The sequence below is a fragment of the Streptomyces sp. BK239 genome (genome assembly GCF_004217285.1).
Classification (GTDB): Bacteria; Actinomycetota; Actinomycetes; order Streptomycetales; family Streptomycetaceae; genus Streptomyces.
In genome coordinates this window covers 60,650-77,526 of sequence record NZ_SHKS01000001.1, presented here as the reverse complement: position 1 = coordinate 77,526, position 16,877 = coordinate 60,650, and the positions used below count along the sequence as shown (strand labels likewise).

At 71.9% G+C, this 16,877-nt stretch carries 12 protein-coding genes and 1 other RNA gene; all 13 read right to left on the bottom strand.

Annotation, left to right across the window (positions count from 1 at the left end; translation table 11 throughout):
- Positions 1–243 precede the first annotated feature (243 nt).
- The 13 genes from EV567_RS00300 to ssrA all read right to left on the bottom strand — a co-directional run bounded on the left by EV567_RS00300 (position 244) and on the right by ssrA (position 16,811).
- Entirely contained in the window at positions 244–525 is a 282-nt protein-coding gene (locus tag EV567_RS00300) for an HU family DNA-binding protein (protein ID WP_004000874.1), read from the bottom strand.
- A 306-nt stretch (positions 526–831) separates the two neighbouring features.
- Positions 832–2,259, bottom strand: coding sequence for an NAD-dependent malic enzyme (locus tag EV567_RS00295; RefSeq protein WP_130436528.1), 1,428 nt, complete (start codon positions 2,257–2,259; stop codon positions 832–834).
- A gap of 383 nt (positions 2,260–2,642) precedes the next feature.
- Positions 2,643–5,030 carry a UvrD-helicase domain-containing protein gene (locus tag EV567_RS00290; RefSeq protein WP_130436527.1) on the bottom strand — a complete coding sequence of 796 codons (2,388 nt, stop codon included), beginning with the start codon at positions 5,028–5,030 and terminating at the stop codon, positions 2,643–2,645.
- Between the two features lie 145 nt (positions 5,031–5,175).
- A complete protein-coding gene (locus tag EV567_RS00285; protein WP_130436526.1) occupies positions 5,176–5,955 on the bottom strand; it encodes an anti-sigma factor in 780 nt (259 codons plus the stop codon).
- A gap of 50 nt (positions 5,956–6,005) precedes the next feature.
- On the bottom strand, positions 6,006–6,527 hold the full coding sequence (locus EV567_RS00280; RefSeq protein WP_010039908.1) for a sigma-70 family RNA polymerase sigma factor: 522 nt from the start codon (positions 6,525–6,527) through the stop codon (positions 6,006–6,008).
- Between the two features lie 544 nt (positions 6,528–7,071).
- Complete coding sequence (locus EV567_RS00275; RefSeq protein WP_130436525.1) at positions 7,072–7,704, bottom strand: ABATE domain-containing protein; 633 nt, start codon at positions 7,702–7,704, stop codon at positions 7,072–7,074.
- Between the two features lie 181 nt (positions 7,705–7,885).
- Complete coding sequence (locus tag EV567_RS00270; protein ID WP_130436524.1) at positions 7,886–9,070, bottom strand: uroporphyrinogen-III synthase; 1,185 nt, start codon at positions 9,068–9,070, stop codon at positions 7,886–7,888.
- A gap of 120 nt (positions 9,071–9,190) precedes the next feature.
- Entirely contained in the window at positions 9,191–10,597 is a 1,407-nt protein-coding gene (locus EV567_RS00265) for a NarK/NasA family nitrate transporter (RefSeq protein ID WP_130436523.1), read from the bottom strand.
- Between the two features lie 187 nt (positions 10,598–10,784).
- On the bottom strand, positions 10,785–12,122 hold the full coding sequence (locus EV567_RS00260; protein WP_130436522.1) for an acyltransferase: 1,338 nt from the start codon (positions 12,120–12,122) through the stop codon (positions 10,785–10,787).
- A complete protein-coding gene (locus EV567_RS00255; RefSeq protein WP_130437504.1) occupies positions 12,122–14,194 on the bottom strand; it encodes a bifunctional polysaccharide deacetylase/glycosyltransferase family 2 protein in 2,073 nt (690 codons plus the stop codon). The genes EV567_RS00260 and EV567_RS00255 overlap by 1 nt, the downstream gene beginning before the upstream one ends.
- Before the next feature lie 351 nt (positions 14,195–14,545).
- Positions 14,546–15,589 (bottom strand): hypothetical protein, encoded by a 1,044-nt coding sequence (locus EV567_RS00250; RefSeq protein WP_130436521.1) that lies wholly within the window; start codon positions 15,587–15,589, stop codon positions 14,546–14,548.
- A 374-nt stretch (positions 15,590–15,963) separates the two neighbouring features.
- Entirely contained in the window at positions 15,964–16,266 is a 303-nt protein-coding gene (locus EV567_RS28360; RefSeq protein ID WP_130436520.1) for a hypothetical protein, read from the bottom strand.
- Between the two features lie 147 nt (positions 16,267–16,413).
- Positions 16,414–16,811, bottom strand: a transfer-messenger RNA (tmRNA) gene (gene ssrA, locus EV567_RS00240).
- Positions 16,812–16,877: the final 66 nt, after the last annotated feature.

Below are 16,877 nucleotides of genomic sequence, written 5' to 3'. Positions count from 1 at the left end.
ACACCCCGACTGCCGGGGGTCCGGGGGTCGCCCCCCGGGCAGGCACAGCCTGGACCGCGGCGACACCGTGATCGCTGACACGCCGATGGGGCGGCCGCCCGTGTGAACGGGTGGCCGCCCCATCGGCGTGTTGTCACTTCCGGCGGATGCGCCCCCGAAGGGGCGCGGGGAACTGCGCGACCAGCAAAGGCCGACCCGCAGTCACCCACGGCGCCCGCTGCTCACGGCGCGTCCGGCGGAGCCTTACTTGCCCTTGGCCGCTTCCTTGAGCTTCGAGCCCGCGGAAACCTTGACGCTGTAGCCGGCCGGGATCTGGATCGGGTCGCCGGTCTGCGGGTTGCGCGCGGTGCGAGCGGCACGGTGGGTGCGCTCGAAGGTCAGGAAGCCGGGAATGGTGACCTTCTCGTCGCCCTTGGAGACGATGTCGCCGACGACCTCGGCGAACGCGGCCAGGACGGCGTCGGCGTCCTTGCGGGTCACCTCGGCACGGTCGGCCAGCGCGGCCACCAGCTCACTGCGGTTCATGTTGTTACTCCCGTGTTCTTCTTGCCATTGAGGCGTGCCACGCGGCGGAGCCGCATGGGGGACAGCGAAGTCGATGCCCACGCGCCCAGGAACGCATCCTGCCCCTACCTGCGGCGGGAAAGCCAATCCGGCACCCGTAGGAGTCGTGAGAACACCCTTGGGAGTCACACGAAGAGCGCCTGACCCGGCCGTCACAGTAGAGGCCTGCCCCGTGAGGCGGGTTCCACGACGCGCCGGGGGCCGGTCGTGGCGATCCTCACAGGCCCCCGCGCGCCGCCCGTTCGCGGCTGTGACACCCGCTTCCGGCTACGGCTGCGTGAGGGCCGAAGCGCCCGCCGCCTTCGCGGCCTCGCGGACCGCGCCGGCGACCGCGCCCGCGACCTTGTCGTTGAAGACGCTCGGAATGATGTAGTTCGGGTTCAGCTCGTCCTCGGTCACCACGTCGGCCAGCGCCTTCGCAGCAGCGATCATCATCTCGGTGTTGACCGTGCGGGACTGCGCGTCCAGCAGGCCGCGGAAGACGCCCGGGAAGACCAGCACGTTGTTGATCTGGTTCGGGAAGTCGGAGCGGCCCGTGGCCACGACGGCCGCGGTCTGCCGGGCGATCGCCGGGTCCACCTCGGGGTCGGGGTTCGCGAGCGCGAACACGATCGCCTCGTCGGCCATGGCGGCCACGTCGTCGCCGTCGAGGACGTTCGGGGCGGAGACGCCGATGAACACGTCCGCGCCGCGCACGGCCTCCTTGAGGGTGCCCGTGAGGTTCTCGGGGTTGGTGTTGTCGGCGATCCAGCGCAGCGCCGACCCGGGGGCGGCGTCGACGAGATCCTCACGGCCGGCGTGCACGACGCCGTGGATGTCGGCGACGACGGCGTTCTTCACGCCCGCGGCGATCAGCAGCTTCAGGATGGCCGTGCCGGCCGCGCCGGCGCCGGACATGACGACCCGGATGTTCTCGATCGCCTTGCCGGCGACGCGCAGGGCGTTGGTGAGCGCGGCGAGGACGACGATCGCGGTGCCGTGCTGGTCGTCGTGGAAGACGGGGATGTCGAGGGCCTCGCGCAGCCGGGCCTCGATCTCGAAGCAGCGGGGCGCGGAGATGTCCTCCAGGTTGATGCCGGCGAAGCCGGGGGCGATCGCCTTGACGATCTCGACGATGGCGTCGGTGTCCTGGGTGTCGAGGCAGATCGGCCAGGCGTCGATGCCGGCGAACCGCTTGAAGAGGGCCGCCTTGCCCTCCATGACGGGCAGCGCGGCCTTGGGGCCGATGTTGCCGAGGCCCAGCACGGCGGAGCCGTCCGTCACGACCGCGACGGAGTTGCGCTTGATGGTGAGGCGGCGCGCGTCCTCGGGGTTCTCGGCGATCGCCATGCAGACGCGGGCCACGCCCGGCGTGTAGACCATGGACAGGTCGTCGCGGTTGCGGATGGGGTGCTTGGACGCCATCTCGATCTTGCCGCCGAGGTGCATCAGGAACGTACGGTCGGAGACCTTGCCGAGCGTGACGCCCTCGATGCCGCGCAGCTGTTCGACGATCTCGTCGGCGTGGGCGGTCGAGGTGGCCGCGATGGTGACGTCGATGCGGAGCTTCTCGTGACCGGAAGCAGTGACGTCGAGGCCGGTGACCGAGCCTCCGTGGGACTCGACGGCCGTGGTGAGCTGGGAGACCGCGGTTCCCCCCGCGGGCACCTCCAGCCGGACCGTCATCGAGTAGGAGACGCTGGGCGCCGTTGCCATGGCCGACTTCCTCTGCTTTAACCGGTGACGCGGATTGCGGTCCGATCGTCGCACCTACTGTCGAGTAGGAGTTAGCCACGTGGGGTTACGAACGTTTTGTTCACGACGAAAGAGGCCCACGTCACATCTGACGTGGGCCTCTCCCGCACGGAGATGACACCGACCCGCCATGCTCGCCTCGCGGCAAGTGGTCGCTCGTAGCGACGAAGGTTGGGCCCGGGGGCTTGGATCGGGCCGGTGTCACATCCAGGCTAACAAACGGAAGCGGGAAGACCATTCCCCTGCGGCGAGTTCACAGAAAGCCTTCTCCGCGCGGCCTCGCCGGACCGGCCCCACGGGCCCCGGTGCGGCCTCGCCGGACCCGGCCCCACGGCCCCACGGGGTCACTCACGCAGCAGGTCCGGCAGCCCGTCGGCGTCGGGTTCGTCGCGCTCGCCCGAAACGACCGTGAGCTGCTGGGTCGCCCGGGTCAGGGCCACGTACAGCACCCGCAGGCCGGCCGGCGACTCGTCGGCGATCTCGGCCGGGGAGACGACGACCGTGGCGTCGTACTCCAGGCCCTTCGCCTCCAGGCTGCCGAGCGCCACCACCCGGTCGCCGAGACCCGCGAGCCAGCGGGCGGCCTCCTCGCGCCGGTTCATGGCGACGACGACGCCGACGGTGCCGTCGACCCGGTCCAGGAGGCGGGCGGCCTCCGCCCGCACGGTCTCGGCGAGGTCGCCGGAGGCGGCCGTGAAGCGGGGGACGACGCCGGTGGAGCGGACCGCGGTCGGGGACTCGGCGCCGGGCATGGCCAGCGCCAGCACCTTGGCCGCCAGTTCGGCGATCTCGGCCGGGTTGCGGTAGTTGACCGTCAGCTGGAAGCGGCGGCGCGGGCGGGTGCCGAGGGCCTCGTCGCGGGCCTCGGCCGCCTCGTCGGGGTCGGACCACGACGACTGGGCGGGGTCGCCGACGACCGTCCAGGTGGCGTGCCGGCCGCGACGGCCGACCATGCGCCACTGCATCGGCGTGAGGTCCTGCGCCTCGTCGACGATGACGTGGGCGTACTCGGTGCGCTCCTGCGCGAGCCGTTCGGCCCGCTCGCGCTGCGACTCCTCGCGCATCGGCATCAGCTCCTCCAGGCCGGTGAGCTGGTCCAGCGGGTCGAGCTCGCGGCGCTTCTTCGGGCGGGCGGGTGCGCCGAGGATCGCCTGGAGTTCGTCGAGCATCGCGATGTCGTGCACGGAGTGGCCGTCCCGCTTGAGGGAGCGGGCGACCCTGCGGACCTCGCCGGGGTTCAGGACGCGGCGGGCCCACCGGCCGAGCCGGCGCTCGTCGGCCATGGCCGCCAGGACGGCCTTGGGCGTCAGCTCCGGCCACCAGGCGTCGAGGAACCCGATGAAGGAGTCCTCGCTCGTGACGTCCTCGTCGAAGGAGGAGCGCAGCTCGGCCGCCAGTTCGGGGTCGCTGTGCCGGCCGGCGGCGCCGGAGCGCTCCCACAGGGCGTCCAGGAGGAGCTTGCGGGCGCGGGGGCGCAGCAGGTTCACCGGCGCGGTGCCGCCGAGCGCGGCGCGGCGGATCCGGTCGAGCTCCTCCGCCTCCAGCTCCAGCCGCCGTCCGAAGGCGACGACGCGCAGCCGGGTGGGCGCGCCGGCGGCGTTCTGGCCCGCCGGTTCGCCGCCGTCGAGGGTGAGCTGTCCCGCGTCGGGGGCGGGACGGCCCTGCTCCAGGGCTCCGCGGGCCGCTTTGCGCAGCACCTTCAGCATGCGGTACGAGCCCTTGGCGCGGGCGACCGCCGGGGAGTCGTACAGGGTGGCCTGGACGCCGTCGACCAGGGAGCCGATGGCGCGGATGGCGACCTGACCCTCCTCGCCGAGGGAGGGCAGGACGCCCTCGGTGTAGGCGACGAGCAGGGGGGTGGGCGAGACGATCAGGATGCCGCCCGAGTAGCGGCGGCGGTCCTGGTAGAGGAGGTAGGCCGCCCGGTGCAGGGCGACGGCCGTCTTGCCGGTGCCGGGGCCGCCCTCGACGTAGGTGACGGAGGCGGCGGGGGCGCGGATGACGAGGTCCTGCTCGGCCTGGATGGAGGAGACGATGTCCCGCATGGTGTGGCCGCGGGCCTGTCCGAGGGCGGCCATCAGGGCGCCGTCGCCGATGACGGGCAGCTCCCGCCCGTCGAGGAAGGCTCTCAGCTCGGGGCGCATCAGGTCGTCCTCGACGCCGAGGACGCGGCGGCCCTTGGAGCGGATGACCCGGCGGCGCACGACCCGGCCGGGCGCGACCGGGGTGGAGCGGTAGAACGGGGCGGCCGCGGGCGCCCGCCAGTCGATCACCAGCGGGGCGTAGTCCTCGTCGAGGACTCCGATACGGCCGATGTGCAGGGTCTCGGCGATGTCGGCGGTGTTGTCGTCCCGCACGGCCCCGTCGGCGGGCTCCACGGAGGTGTAGGCGCCGTCGGGCCCCTTCTCGCCGTCCTTGCCGTTGAGCAGGTCGATGCGGCCGAAGAGGAAGTCCTCGAACTCGTTGTTGAGCCGGTTGAGGTGGATGCCCGCACGGAAGACCTGCGCGTCCCGCTCGGCGAGCGCGCCGGGCGTGCCGACGTGGCCGCGCTGGGCCGCGTCGTGCATGAGGAACTCGGCCTCGTGGATCTTCTCCTCGAGCCGCCGGTACACCCGGTCCAGGTGTACCTGTTCGACGCTGATCTCCCGGTCGCGGACCGAGTCCTGGACTGAGTCCTGGACCGCGTCCCGTACCGGGCCGACCGCGGTTTCCTGCTGAGCCTGAGCGGCCACCGGGCCCCCTTCTGACGTGCTGGGCAGCCGTCAACCGTACGCGAAGGGGACCGGTCGAGGCGAGGGGCCTGCCCGGACTCGCCGGACAGGCCCCGAAGCTGCGGGAGGAAACAGGGGAAACGGAGGAAAGCGACCGCCGGAAGGCTCAGGCGTCGATCTGCACGAGCTTCTTGCCGTCGAAGGTCATGACCTCGAAGTGGTCGATCTGGTTAGGGGTGAAGGCCGCGCCGCCCTGGACGTACAGAGGCTGCTTCGCCTGGTCGGTCTTGGCGCCGGGGAGGCCGTAACCCCACTCCGGGACGGACCAGGAGGAGACGGTCTCACGCTCGCCGTTCTTGCCCACGGCGATCAGCGAGCACTTGTTCGGGCCGGCCACGTTCGACAGCTGGACGACGGCCTGGGTGCCCCACGCCTTCTCCGCCATGGCGACGGTCGCCGAGACCTTGGTGGAGGCGTCGGTCGCCGACTTCTTGTCGGGCAGCGCGTCGAAGACACCCTTGGCGGGGTTGGCGGTGTCCGCCTGCAGCGTCTTGGCGTCCTTGCCGCTGTCGCCGCCGGTCACCGCGAGCACGCCCAGCGGGCCGCCGGCGATCAGCGCGACCGCGGCCGCGAGCATGAAGAACGAGCGGCGGCGCTTGGCGGCGCGGCGGTCGGCCACCTCGTCGACCAGCCGTTCCGCGAGCCGCGGGTTGGGCTTGGCGGACAGGGACTCGCCGATCGCGGGCGTCCCGGAACCCGGCAGGTCCGCGAGCGCGGCCAGCATCGGCTCCATCCCGGCCAGCTCGTCGAGCTGTTGGGCGCACCACTCGCAGCCGGCGAGATGCGCTTCGAAAGCGGTCGCCTCGGCGTCGTCCAGGATGCCGAGGGCGTAGGCGCCCACGGTCTCGTGTTCGCTCGGGCTCGGAGATCCCACAGATCCCTGCATGGGGCCAGACATACCCGGCCCTCCCGCTCCGAACCCCCCGTAAATGCTCATCACGCCGTCACACCCCGCTCTTCCAGAGCCAGCTTCATCGACCGCAGGGCATAGAACACCCGTGAGCGCACGGTGCCGCTGGGTATGCCCAGCGTCTCGGCCGCCTCGTTGACGGTACGCCCCTTGAAGTACGTCTCGACGAGGACCTCCCGGTGGGCAGGGGTCAGGTCGTCGAGAGCGTCCGACAGGGTCATCAGCCACAGCGCCTTGTCGATCTCATCCTCCGCAGGAATGACCTCCAGCGGCGACGGGTCGACCTCCTGCGGCCGGGCCTGCCGGCTGCGGTGGCCGTCGATGACGATGCGGCGTGCGACCGTCACCAGCCAGGGGCGTACCGATCCGGTCGCTCGATTGAGCTGGCCGGCGTTCTTCCAGGCCCGGATGAGCGTCTCCTGCACGACGTCTTCGGCTCGTTGACGGTCTCCGGCAACCAGGCGCAGGACATACGCAAGCAGGGGTCCGGCATGCTCCCGATACAGGGCACGCATCAGCTCCTCGTCAGGCTCCGAGGGCTGGGACATGCGATGTCGGGCCCTCGATCCACGTTCATTGGCCACGGCCGCATCCTTGCGCACGCCCACCTCCGGTGTCCGGGGGTTCCCCCAGTCGGTCGCTCCCACACCGGTACGCAAGCGATGAGTTGCGTGTTCAAAGTGAGGCGACAGTTTTCTTCGCGGTGTCATGACGAGGGGGACATGGGGGCACATTCCCACCCCTCTTCCTTCACAACTCCGCCACACCGGGCCGAACGGGGGCGCTTCCCGGCTCGCCGTAAAGGTAAACGGGGTGTAATCGAAATCACTTCGACGGCAGGGGAGCGAACGCCGCATATGGGACAGGGGAGTTGGGCGGCCACACCCTCGTGGTGTGTGTGAAGGCGGAGTTGGGGGTGTTTGGAAGGGCCGATCGGGAGGGTGCCGGAGACAGGGGCGTGAGGCGCCGGAGTCGTCTTCGGGTTGCCGCCGACGGCGGTGGAGGTTGCCGCGATCGGGGTTCCGTTGCCGACAGGGGGAGTTGAGGGGGCGACAGGGGAAGCGGGGAGGGGACGGCGGTGGCTGAAGACGGTCACGTCCGGTCCGGCGCGGGCGGCGTGCGGTGGAGCGCGGTGCGTCTGCGGTGGCGGGCCGCCCGCTCCCGGTTGCCGCAGACCTCGCTGGAGCACCAGCGCCTCCTGCGCCCGCGGGAGGTGTCGAGGTACACGATCGGGCAGTCGTCCCCCTCGCACTGCCGCAGCCCGGCCCGCGCGGCGGGGTCGGTCAGCAGCTCCACGGCGTCCCGCGCGACCCCGGCGAGCAACTCGGCGCACGTCGGAGGGTCGGCCAACTCGCGTACGAGCGTGCCGTCGTGGGCGTGGACGGCGCGCGGGGCGGGGGGCGCGGCACGGGCCGCCGCCTCGTTGACGCGGGCGAGTGCGTGGGTGAGGGCGAGGTCGTACACCTCACGGGCCAGCCGGCCGCGTACCAACCGTCCGACATCTCCGCGCAGTTCACGGAAGGCGGCCGGCCAGTCGGGATCGGCGTGGGTGAGGGGCGTGCCCGGCGGGACGAGTCCGGAACCGCTGATCCAGGCGCGCAACGCGGGGAGGGCGTCGAGGCGTTCGCTCGGGTGGGTGGTGGCCAGGAGGTCCAGGCAGATCCGCCCGGCGTCGAACCGCAGACCGTAGGGGGCCGGGGCGTCCGGGTGCGTAGCCAGCGCCATGTGCCTGTCACCGCCTCGAAAAGGCCTCTCGGGGTCCTTCCACAGTGCCGGGCGGCCGACGCCCTGCGGAAGACCCCGTGCCGACGCCGTATCGGGTACGGAGTCGCCCGGGCAGCGGCTCAGCGCACCCTGGGCCTGTCCGCTCCCGGGTGCCGGTCGATGCCGTCGGCCGGGCGTCCCTTCACGCGTCCGCGTACTTCGTGTCGGCCGCCGGGTCCAGGGCGAGGCGGTAGCCGCGTTTGACCACCGTCTGGATCAGCTTCGGGGTGCCCAGGGAGGTGCGGAGGCGGGCCATCGCGGTCTCCACCGCGTGCTCGTCGCGTCCCGCCCCGGGCAGCGCGCGCAGCAGGTCCGCGCGCGGCACGACCCACCCCGGCCGCCGGGACAGCGCACGCAGCAGGGACATGCCGGCCGGCGGCACGGGCCGCAGACAGCCGTCGACCAGCACCGCGTGCCCCCGGATCTCCACCCGGTGCCCGGCGACCGGCAGGGCCCGCGCCCGCGCCGGCAGTTCCTGGCACAGCAGTTGCACCAGCGGGCCGAGCCGGAACCGCTCGGGCTGCACGGTCTCCACCCCGCGCGCCTGGAGCGGCAGCGCGGTGACCGGGCCGACGCAGGCCGGCAGCACGTCGTGGTGGAGGGCGGTCAGCAGCTCGGACAGCAGCCCCCGCTCCTCCGCCCGCGACAGCAGCGAGGCGGCGGCGGGCGCACTGGTGAAGGTGACCGCGTCCAGCCCGCGGGCGACGGTCGCGTCGATCAGCCGGTCCAGCGGGGAGAGGTCCTCCGGGGGCATCCACCGGTACACCGGCACGCCCACCACCTCCGCTCCCCCGGCCCGCAGCGCCTCCACGAACCCCGGCAGCGGCTCCCCGTGCAGTTGTACGGCGACCCTGCGCCCGTCGACGCCCTCCTCCAGCAGCCGGTCGAGCACCTCCGCCATGGACTCGCTCGACGGCGACCAGTCCTCCGTCAGTCCCGCGGCGCGGATCGCGCCCTTGACCTTGGGCCCGCGGGCCAGCAGCTCGACGTCCCGCAGCCGGGCGAGGAGCCGTTCGCCGAGGCCCCAGCCGTCGGCGGCCTCCACCCAGCCCCGGAAGCCGATGGCCGTGGTGGCGACGACGACGTCCGGCGCCTGGTCGAGGAGGTCCTCGGTGGCGGCGAGCAGTTCGCCGTCGTCGGCGAGCGGCACGATCCGCAGGGCGGGCGCGTGCAGCACCGCCGCACCCCGCCGCTGGAGCAGCGCTCCGAGCTCGTCGGCCCGGCGTGCGGCGGTGACGCCGACGGTGAACCCGGCGAGGGGCCCGTGCCGTTCCGCGTCCCGGCCGTCGCCGCCCTGTTTCGGTCCCTGCTGTTGCTGCTCGTACATAACTCTCGTCCCGCGCTCGAGTCGAAGCACCTACACGAGGTGGTGTCTCACCTGCATGCCGAGCGAGCCTGTCAACGGTGCGTGACAGGCTCGGTTCGGGTACATGTCGCCAGTGTTACGTCACACCTCGGCGTAACTGAGCTGCGGCTTCGCCTCGGAGGAGGCGCCCGAGACGGTGATCCGCCCGGCCGGTCGGCGAAGGTATACGGCCCAGGTGACGGTGAAGCAGGCGCCGTAGAAGGCGAGGAAGGCGACGAACGCGCCGGTTCCCGAGCCGTAGGAGAGGAAGGACTGCCGGAAGGCCATGTTGATGCCGACGCCGCCGAGCGCGCCGACCGCTCCGATGAGGCCCATGGAGGCGCCGGAGAGCCGGCGTCCGTGGGCGGCCGCCTCTTCGCCGACGAGCCCCTTGGCGAGGGCCTTCGCCTGGAAGATGCCGGGGATCATCTTGTACGTCGAGCCGTTGCCGAGTCCGCTGAGCACGAAGAGCACCACGAACACGGCGACGAAGAGCCCCAGCGACTTCTGCATGCTGGCGAAGATCAGGACGGCGGTGGCGGCGGCCATGCCGACGTAGTTGTAGAGGGTGATGCGGGCGCCGCCGTAGCGGTCGGCGAGCCAGCCGCCGACGGGGCGGATCAGGGAGCCGAGGAGCGGGCCGATGAAGGTGAGGTAGGCCGCCTGGAGGGGCGTACGGCCGAACTGGTTGGTGAGGACCTGCCCGAAGGCGAACGAGTATCCGATGAACGACCCGAACGTGCCGACGTAGAGGAAGGACATGATCCAGGTGTGGGCGTCCTTCGCGGAGTCGATCGCGGCGCCGGTGTCGTTGGTGACGGACGCGAGGTTGTCCATGCGGAGCGCGGCGAGGGTCGCGGCGACGACGATCAGCGGGATGTAGATCCCGAGCAGCACGCGCGGGCCGCCGCCGGCGCCGATGACGGCGAGGCCGGCCAGCTGGAGGACCGGCACGCCGATGTTGCCGCCGCCGGCGTTGAGGCCGAGCGCCCAGCCCTTCTTGCGGAGCGGGAAGAAGGCGTTGATGTTGGTCATGGAGGAGGCGAAGTTGCCGCCGCCGATGCCCGCGAGCAGGCCGATGAGGAGGAACGTGCCGAACGACGTCCCCGGCTTCATCACCGCGAAGGCGGCGACCGTGGGCACGAGCAGCAGGCCCGCCGAGACGATCGTCCAGTTGCGGCCGCCGAAGACGGCGACGGCGAAGGTGTACGGCACCCGGACGACGGCGCCGACCAGCGTGACCATCGACGTCAGCAGGAACTTGTCGGCCGGGGTCAGCCCGTACTCCGGGCCCATGAAGAGCACCAGCACGGACCACATGGTCCAGATGGAGAAGCCGATGTGCTCGGAGAAGACGGAGTAGAGGAGGTTGCGGCGGGCGACCTTCTCGCCGGTGGCCTTCCAGAAGCCCTCGTCCTCCGGATCCCACTGCTCGATCCAGCGGCCCCCTCGCTTCGGGGAGGATGCTGAGGATTTCTGGGCTGCGGGACCTGTCCCGACGGTCGTCATGACGCCTCCACGTGCTCCGGGGCTCGGGTGCTTCGAGGGAACGAGCGGTATGAGTCCCGAAGGTATGCAGCACGCGTTTCCGCCCTGTGCCCACGAGTGACCGCAAGGGAACGTTGCTCTCACCTCGCCGGGTGGCGAGATGAGAGGTCCTGTTCGGCCGGGCGGGTCGTGGAACCGGCGTCCGGTTTCACCGGGACCGGTGGGCGCCCGGGTCGCCGGTCGGCCACAGGCGGGGGGTGCGGGAGGCCGCCAGGTCCTCCGTCCAGCCGAAGCAGAGCACGCACAGGGCGGTCAGCATCCAGACCAGGGGGAGTTGGGGCCAGGGGCTCTGCAGGAGCCAGGCGGCGTGGGTCTCCAGGGCCGGGACGTCCCACAGGTGGTCCCACAGGGACTCCGCCAGGACGATGCACACGTTGTGCCACAAGTAGATCGTCACCGCGCGGGAGTTGAGCAGGGTGATCAGGCCGTCCCAGCGGCGCAGCCGGCGGGGCCACTCGTGCCAGGCGGGGCTGATGTGCAGCAGGATCAGCACCGTCGCGAAAGACCACAGGGACTGGGCGAACGGCATGTCGTCCAGGTCGTGGCCCTGCCGCAGCCCGTCGGACAGGGCGTGCCAGAGGCCGGCGGCGCCGACCGCAGGAGCGAGGGAGAGCACCGCGTACCGGGGGACGCGGCGCAGCACGCCCTGCTGGTGGGCCATACCCAGCAGCCAGCACGCGCCGAACGCGCCCATGTCGCTGAGCACCGACTCCACCCGCCAGTACGGCACGGACAGCGGCCCGTACTCCAGCGCCGCCGACAGCGCGATCGGCGCGAGGACCGTCGGCCAGGGCGCGGCGCGCAGGGCGCGCAGCATCAGGGGGGACAGGAAGACGAACCAGAGGTAGGCGCGCAGGTACCACAGGGGCACGCCCATCGCCGTCGTCCACTCCTCCCCGAGCAGGCCGTGGACGCCGGGCAGCCCTTCGCCGTAGGGCGGGTCGCTCAGCGGGAGGATCCAGAAACCGAGGTGCAGCCACCAGCCGACGGGGTGGGCCTCGCCGTCGTCGGGGCCCCAGCCGCCCAGCAGCATCCCGGTCACGCCGATGGCGCCCAGCAGCCACAGCGGCGGCAGGAGGCGGCGGACGCGGCCCCGGACGACGGCGGGCGCGGGGCGCTTGGCCAGGGAGCGGGCCATGAGGTTGCCGGCCAGGGCGAACATCACGCCCATGGAGGGGAAGACGACGGGCAGCCAGGCCCAGCCCATGAGGTGGTAGAAGACGACGCGGAAGAGGGCGATCGCGCGGAGCAGGTCGAAGTAGCGGTCCCGGCCGCGGGGGCGGGGTCCGGCCGGCGGGGGCGCGGGAGGCGGGTCCTGTGCCGTGGCCGCGCCGGCGGGCGGGGCGGACGGCCCTGTCGCCGGCGGGTGCGGGTCCCGGTCGGGCGGCCCCGGCCGGCCCCTCCGCGTCGCCGCGTGCCGGCTTCGGCCCGGCGGGGCCTCGGAGGCCGTCGCGCCGGGCGGGGCGTCGGGGGGCTGAGGAGGCATCAGGCCGCTCCCCTCTCCATGGCCGGCTCGCCCGGCGGCGCGGCGACCTGCCCCTTGCGGCGCAGTTTCTGCCAGCGCAGCCGGCCGCCGGTGAGCGCCGTGATCCAGGACTGGAGCAGCACGATGTACATCAGCTGGCGGTAGATGAGCTGCTGGAGCGGCAGGGAGACCAGCGGGGTCAGGCGTTCGCGGTCGAGGGCGAACGCGTACGCGGCGCAGGCCGCCTGGACCGCGAGGACGCCGAACCAGGCCGCGATCGTCTTGCCGGTCGGGCCGAACAGCAGGCCGTAGACGAGGAACAGGTCGATGAGCGGGGCGAGCAGTGGGGCCACGACCATGAAGAGCGAGACGAGGGGCAGTCCGACCCTGCCGAAGCGGCCTGAGGGACCCCGCTCCACCAGGGCGCGGCGGTGCTTCCAGATCGCCTGCATGGTGCCGTAGCACCAGCGGTAGCGCTGGGACCACAGCTGCTGGATCGACTCCGGGGCCTCGGTCCAGGCGCGCGCCTTCTCCGCGTAGACCACCTTCCAGCCGTCGCGGTGCATGGCCATGGTGATGTCGGTGTCCTCGGCGAGGGTGTCGTCGCTCATGCCGCCGACGCGGTTGAGGGCCGTGCGGCGGAAGGCGCCGACCGCGCCGGGGATGGTGGGCATGCAGCGCAGGACGTCGTACATACGGCGGTCCAGGTTGAAGCCCATCACGTACTCGATGTGCTGCCAGGCGCCGATGAGCTTGTTCTTGTTGCCGACCTTGGCGTTGCCGGCGACGGCGCCCACCTCGGGGTCGGCGAACGGCTGGACGAGTTCGCGGACGGTGGACGGCTCGAAGACGGTGTCCCCGTCCATCATCACGATGATGTCGTGCCGGGCGTTGGCGATGCCCCGGTTGAGCGCGGCCGGCTTGCCCGCGTTGACCTGGCGGACGACGCGTACGCCGGGCAGGCCGAGGTCCTCGACGATGCGGGCGGTACCGTCCGCCGAGCCGTCGTCGATGACCAGGATCTCGACGGGGTGGTCGCTCTTGACCAGCGAACGGACCGTGTTCTCGATGCACTTGGCCTCGTTGTACGCCGGGACGAGGACCGACACCGGTTCGGTGACCGGTGCGTCGGGGCCCCAGACGAAGTCGCGGCGGCGGGTGCGGCGGGTGTGGATCGCGGACAGCAGCAGCATCAGGCCGAAGCGGGCGAAGACGAGGAAGCCGATGACCGCGAGGCCGACGACGAGGACGCCCGTGAGGTCGTCGGCCGCGCCGACCAGGGCGGTCCAGGCGCGGCCCTTCCACAGGTCGAGGCCGGCGACGGCGGTGTGCGCGCTCGGGGCGTCGAGCGCCTCGGTGAGGTTGTCGAACCGGTAGCCCTGGCTCTTGAGTTGGGGCAGGTAGACGTCGAGCGCCCGTACCGTCTGGCTGCGTTCGCCGCCGGAGTCGTGCATGAGGACGATCGCACCCTTGCCCTTCGGCGGCGTGGAGTTGCGGATGATCCGCTCGACGCCGGGCCTGCGCCAGTCCTCGCTGTCGGATCCGGTGAGGACGGTGAGATAGCCGCGGCTGCCGACGTACTCGGTCACCGGCCAGGAGCTGTCGTCGAGGGCGGAGGCGCTGGAGGAGTACGGCGGGCGGAACAGCGAGGTGCGGATGCCGGCGGCGCCGGCGAGGGCGAGCTGGTTCTGGGTCAGCTCCCAGTCGATGCGCTTCTTCGACTGGTAGGAGAGGTCGGGGTGGTTGAAGGTGTGCAGGCCGATCTCGTGGCCCTCGTCCACCATCCGCTTGACGAGTTCGGGGTAGCGGGAGGCCATGGTGCCGGTGATGAAGAAGACGGCGTGCGCGTGGTGCTTCTTCAGCACGTCGAGGACCTTCGGCGTCCAGCGCGGGTCGGGGCCGTCGTCGAAGGTGAGGACGATCCGGCGGTCCGGCACGTCCATGCTGGTCGGCTTTTCGCCGCGGGTGTCGACGACCGGGCCGCCCTCCAGGATCTTCCGGGGGACGTGGTCGGCGGCGGCCTCGGAGCGGATGCGGTGGTCGGCGAGGACCTCGCTGTGCACGTAGCCGCGCAGCATCAGCATCGCCATCATCGCCACGAGGACGAGGAGCGGAAGCAGGTGGCGCAGGCGCAGGGGCGGGAGCAGTCGCCGCCGGGCAGCGGCGGCCCGGCTGTCGCCGTCGGCGGCCCGCCCGCCCGGTATCCGGCGGCCGCGCGACCGCCGTGGGGCGGAGCGCTGCGCGGCGCGTGGTGCGGAACGCCGCGCGGAGCGGTGTCCGCCCGAACGGTGGTCGCCGTCGGTGCGGTGGTCGGGGGGCGTGTCCGGTGCGTCGTCGGGCGAAGGAGCGGAGGCGACGGGCTGGGCTGGGTGACCGGCGGACCGTCGGGTCGCACGCCGGCCGGTGTGGGATGCCATGAGGGGGACGTTCTCCGGGGATCAGAGTCAGACGGCGAGGCCGCCGGGGAGGGCGACGGAGCGGGGAGCGGACGTGAGCGCGGCGGTCGTCGAGCCGGGGAGGACCGCGAAGACGGGCACGGTGGCTGCCGAGCCGGGCACGGGCGGGTGGAGCCGCGCGGCGGAGACCGGGCCGGGTGTCAGCGTCCGGGGCAGGCCGGTGACGGCCGGCGGGACGAGTGTCGCCGTGGCGCCGGTGACCGGCAGGGCGGCGGACGACGTCGTGGTGTGCGTCGTCGACGTGTCGTGGGCCGGCGCCGGCTGAGGGGCGCCGCCCGCCACCGTGGTGCCCGCGCCTCCCGCCGGTGAGGGCGAGGCGTCGGGCGACGGCGAGGCGCTGGGCGAGGGCGACGGGGGCGGCGCGGAGGACGCGGCCGGGCTGCTCGGCGTCTGGAGCGACGGCTCGCGACTGGAGGCCTCCGGGCTGGGCCGCAGGAGGGAGGCGCTCGCCGAGGGCCCCGGGGAGGCGGACGCGCTCGGCGGGGCGGCGCTCGCCCGTGCGCTGGGCGACGCGCTCGCGGCCGGGGACGCCGACGCGACGCCGGGGGCGGTGCTTCCGGGGCGGTCGGGCGCTGATTCCTCCGGTTCGCCCGTGCCGCCGGAGGACGCCGAGGGCTGCGGGCCGGTGTCCACCTGACGGGCCGGCTCGTCGTCCTTCGGGCCCGGCACCGGCAGCCAGGGCGCGCTGGAGTTGCCCGACAGGAGCGTGCCGACGATGACGACGGCGTAGGCGGCGCAGGCGAGCCCGACGGCGATGCCGATGCGGCGGAAGGTGCGGCTGCGGCGGCCGGACTCGTCGACGAACACGGGCACCTCGGAGGCGTCCTGCCCGTTGCCGGACGAGCCGCCGGGCGGGGAGTCGAGCTGGACGGTCACCTCGTCCGGGTCGTGGTCGTCGTCCGCTGCGCCGGCCTCGTCCACGAGACCGGTGAGGCCGCTGAGGCCCGCGCTCGACGCGCCGGAGCCGCCGCCCAGGACGCCCGACGTATCTCCGGCGCTCTCCGCCCAGGGATCCCGGAGCCCACCGCTCAACCGTTCATTTTCGGAAAGGTTGTTCGAGAGTGACGGTGTCCCGGTTTCGAGCGGATTGCCAGGTAATGCCCTGCAGCCGCCGCCGGCGGAAAGCTCCGGGTAGGACGCCCGCGCGCCCCCCTCCGTGACACCTCTCGACGACCACCGCGCGGACCCGGGAAGCGCCTGAGCGCTTCCTTCCGCCATCGGTACGTTTCCGGTCGGCGACGCCGCTTCCGGCCACTCCGGAAAGGCGTCTTCCAGCCATTTGCTCACGTGTGCGATTCCCCCCATGGGACACCACGGGTCTGTACCGGGCGCGTCTACGACGGCGAGCACATGCCGCGAATCCGGACCCCCACCCGGTCAACACGCCCCATTTACCCGGACTTTGCTCAGGTCGACGAATCTAGCGCAGACGTGCGTCCGATGTTCACGTTGTCGCATTTACACTCAGAGGTCATGTTCATGCCTATGGCCGGAATCGATCCACCGACCGGCCGTCCGATCCAGGACGCCACGAACCCGAGTTCGAGCCCCGCCCGGCGCATCACGTCGAGCGCCGAACGGACCAGCCCCTTTCGCCACACCGGCGACGCGCAGGTCGACAGGACCGGCTCGACGAGCGGTCTCACCACCGTTTGAGGCATGGCCGGAAAGTCGGCTACATCGAGAATCGGATTGCGGGGTTTTTTCATGCTTCGCCGGAATTCCTCGCGACCGGCATGTGTCGCCGGCGGCCGGATGCGCCGTCCCGGCGGCGTCCGTGACGCCCCTGCCGCTGTCGCTCAACAACGACGAAAGCCCCGCTGCTCGAGAGCAGCGGGGCTTCGCCCACATGGGATGAGTGGAGATGGCGGGAATCGAACCCGCGTCCACCGGTGCGGAAACAGGGCTTCTCCGTGTGCAGTTCGCTACGATTTTCTCGGCCCCGGCGATCACGCGAACAAGTCGCCGACGGGCCCAGTCACTGTTTGGTTTCCCTCTTCACCCCGTGACCGGGATCAAGGTTTAGTCCCCTAGCTGATGCCAGGATCCGGGTCGGGAACACCCCCGGGCTGACACTCCCATGAGAGAGCAGACGCTGTCGCTACCTGAGATCAGGCGGCGAGAGCGAAGTGCTCGGGAGAATCGCTCTTGGAATTGGCGATTATTTTTTTCGGCCTGTGGTTTACGAGATCATGGCCGCTTCCTCGACACGCTTCCCCTGCTTCGACAACCGCTGTCGAAACCGATCATCCCCATGTTGTTTTTTCAACCCCTCCGAGGAGGGAAGCGCACCCGCTGTGGGGTGCAGACCCATCGTACG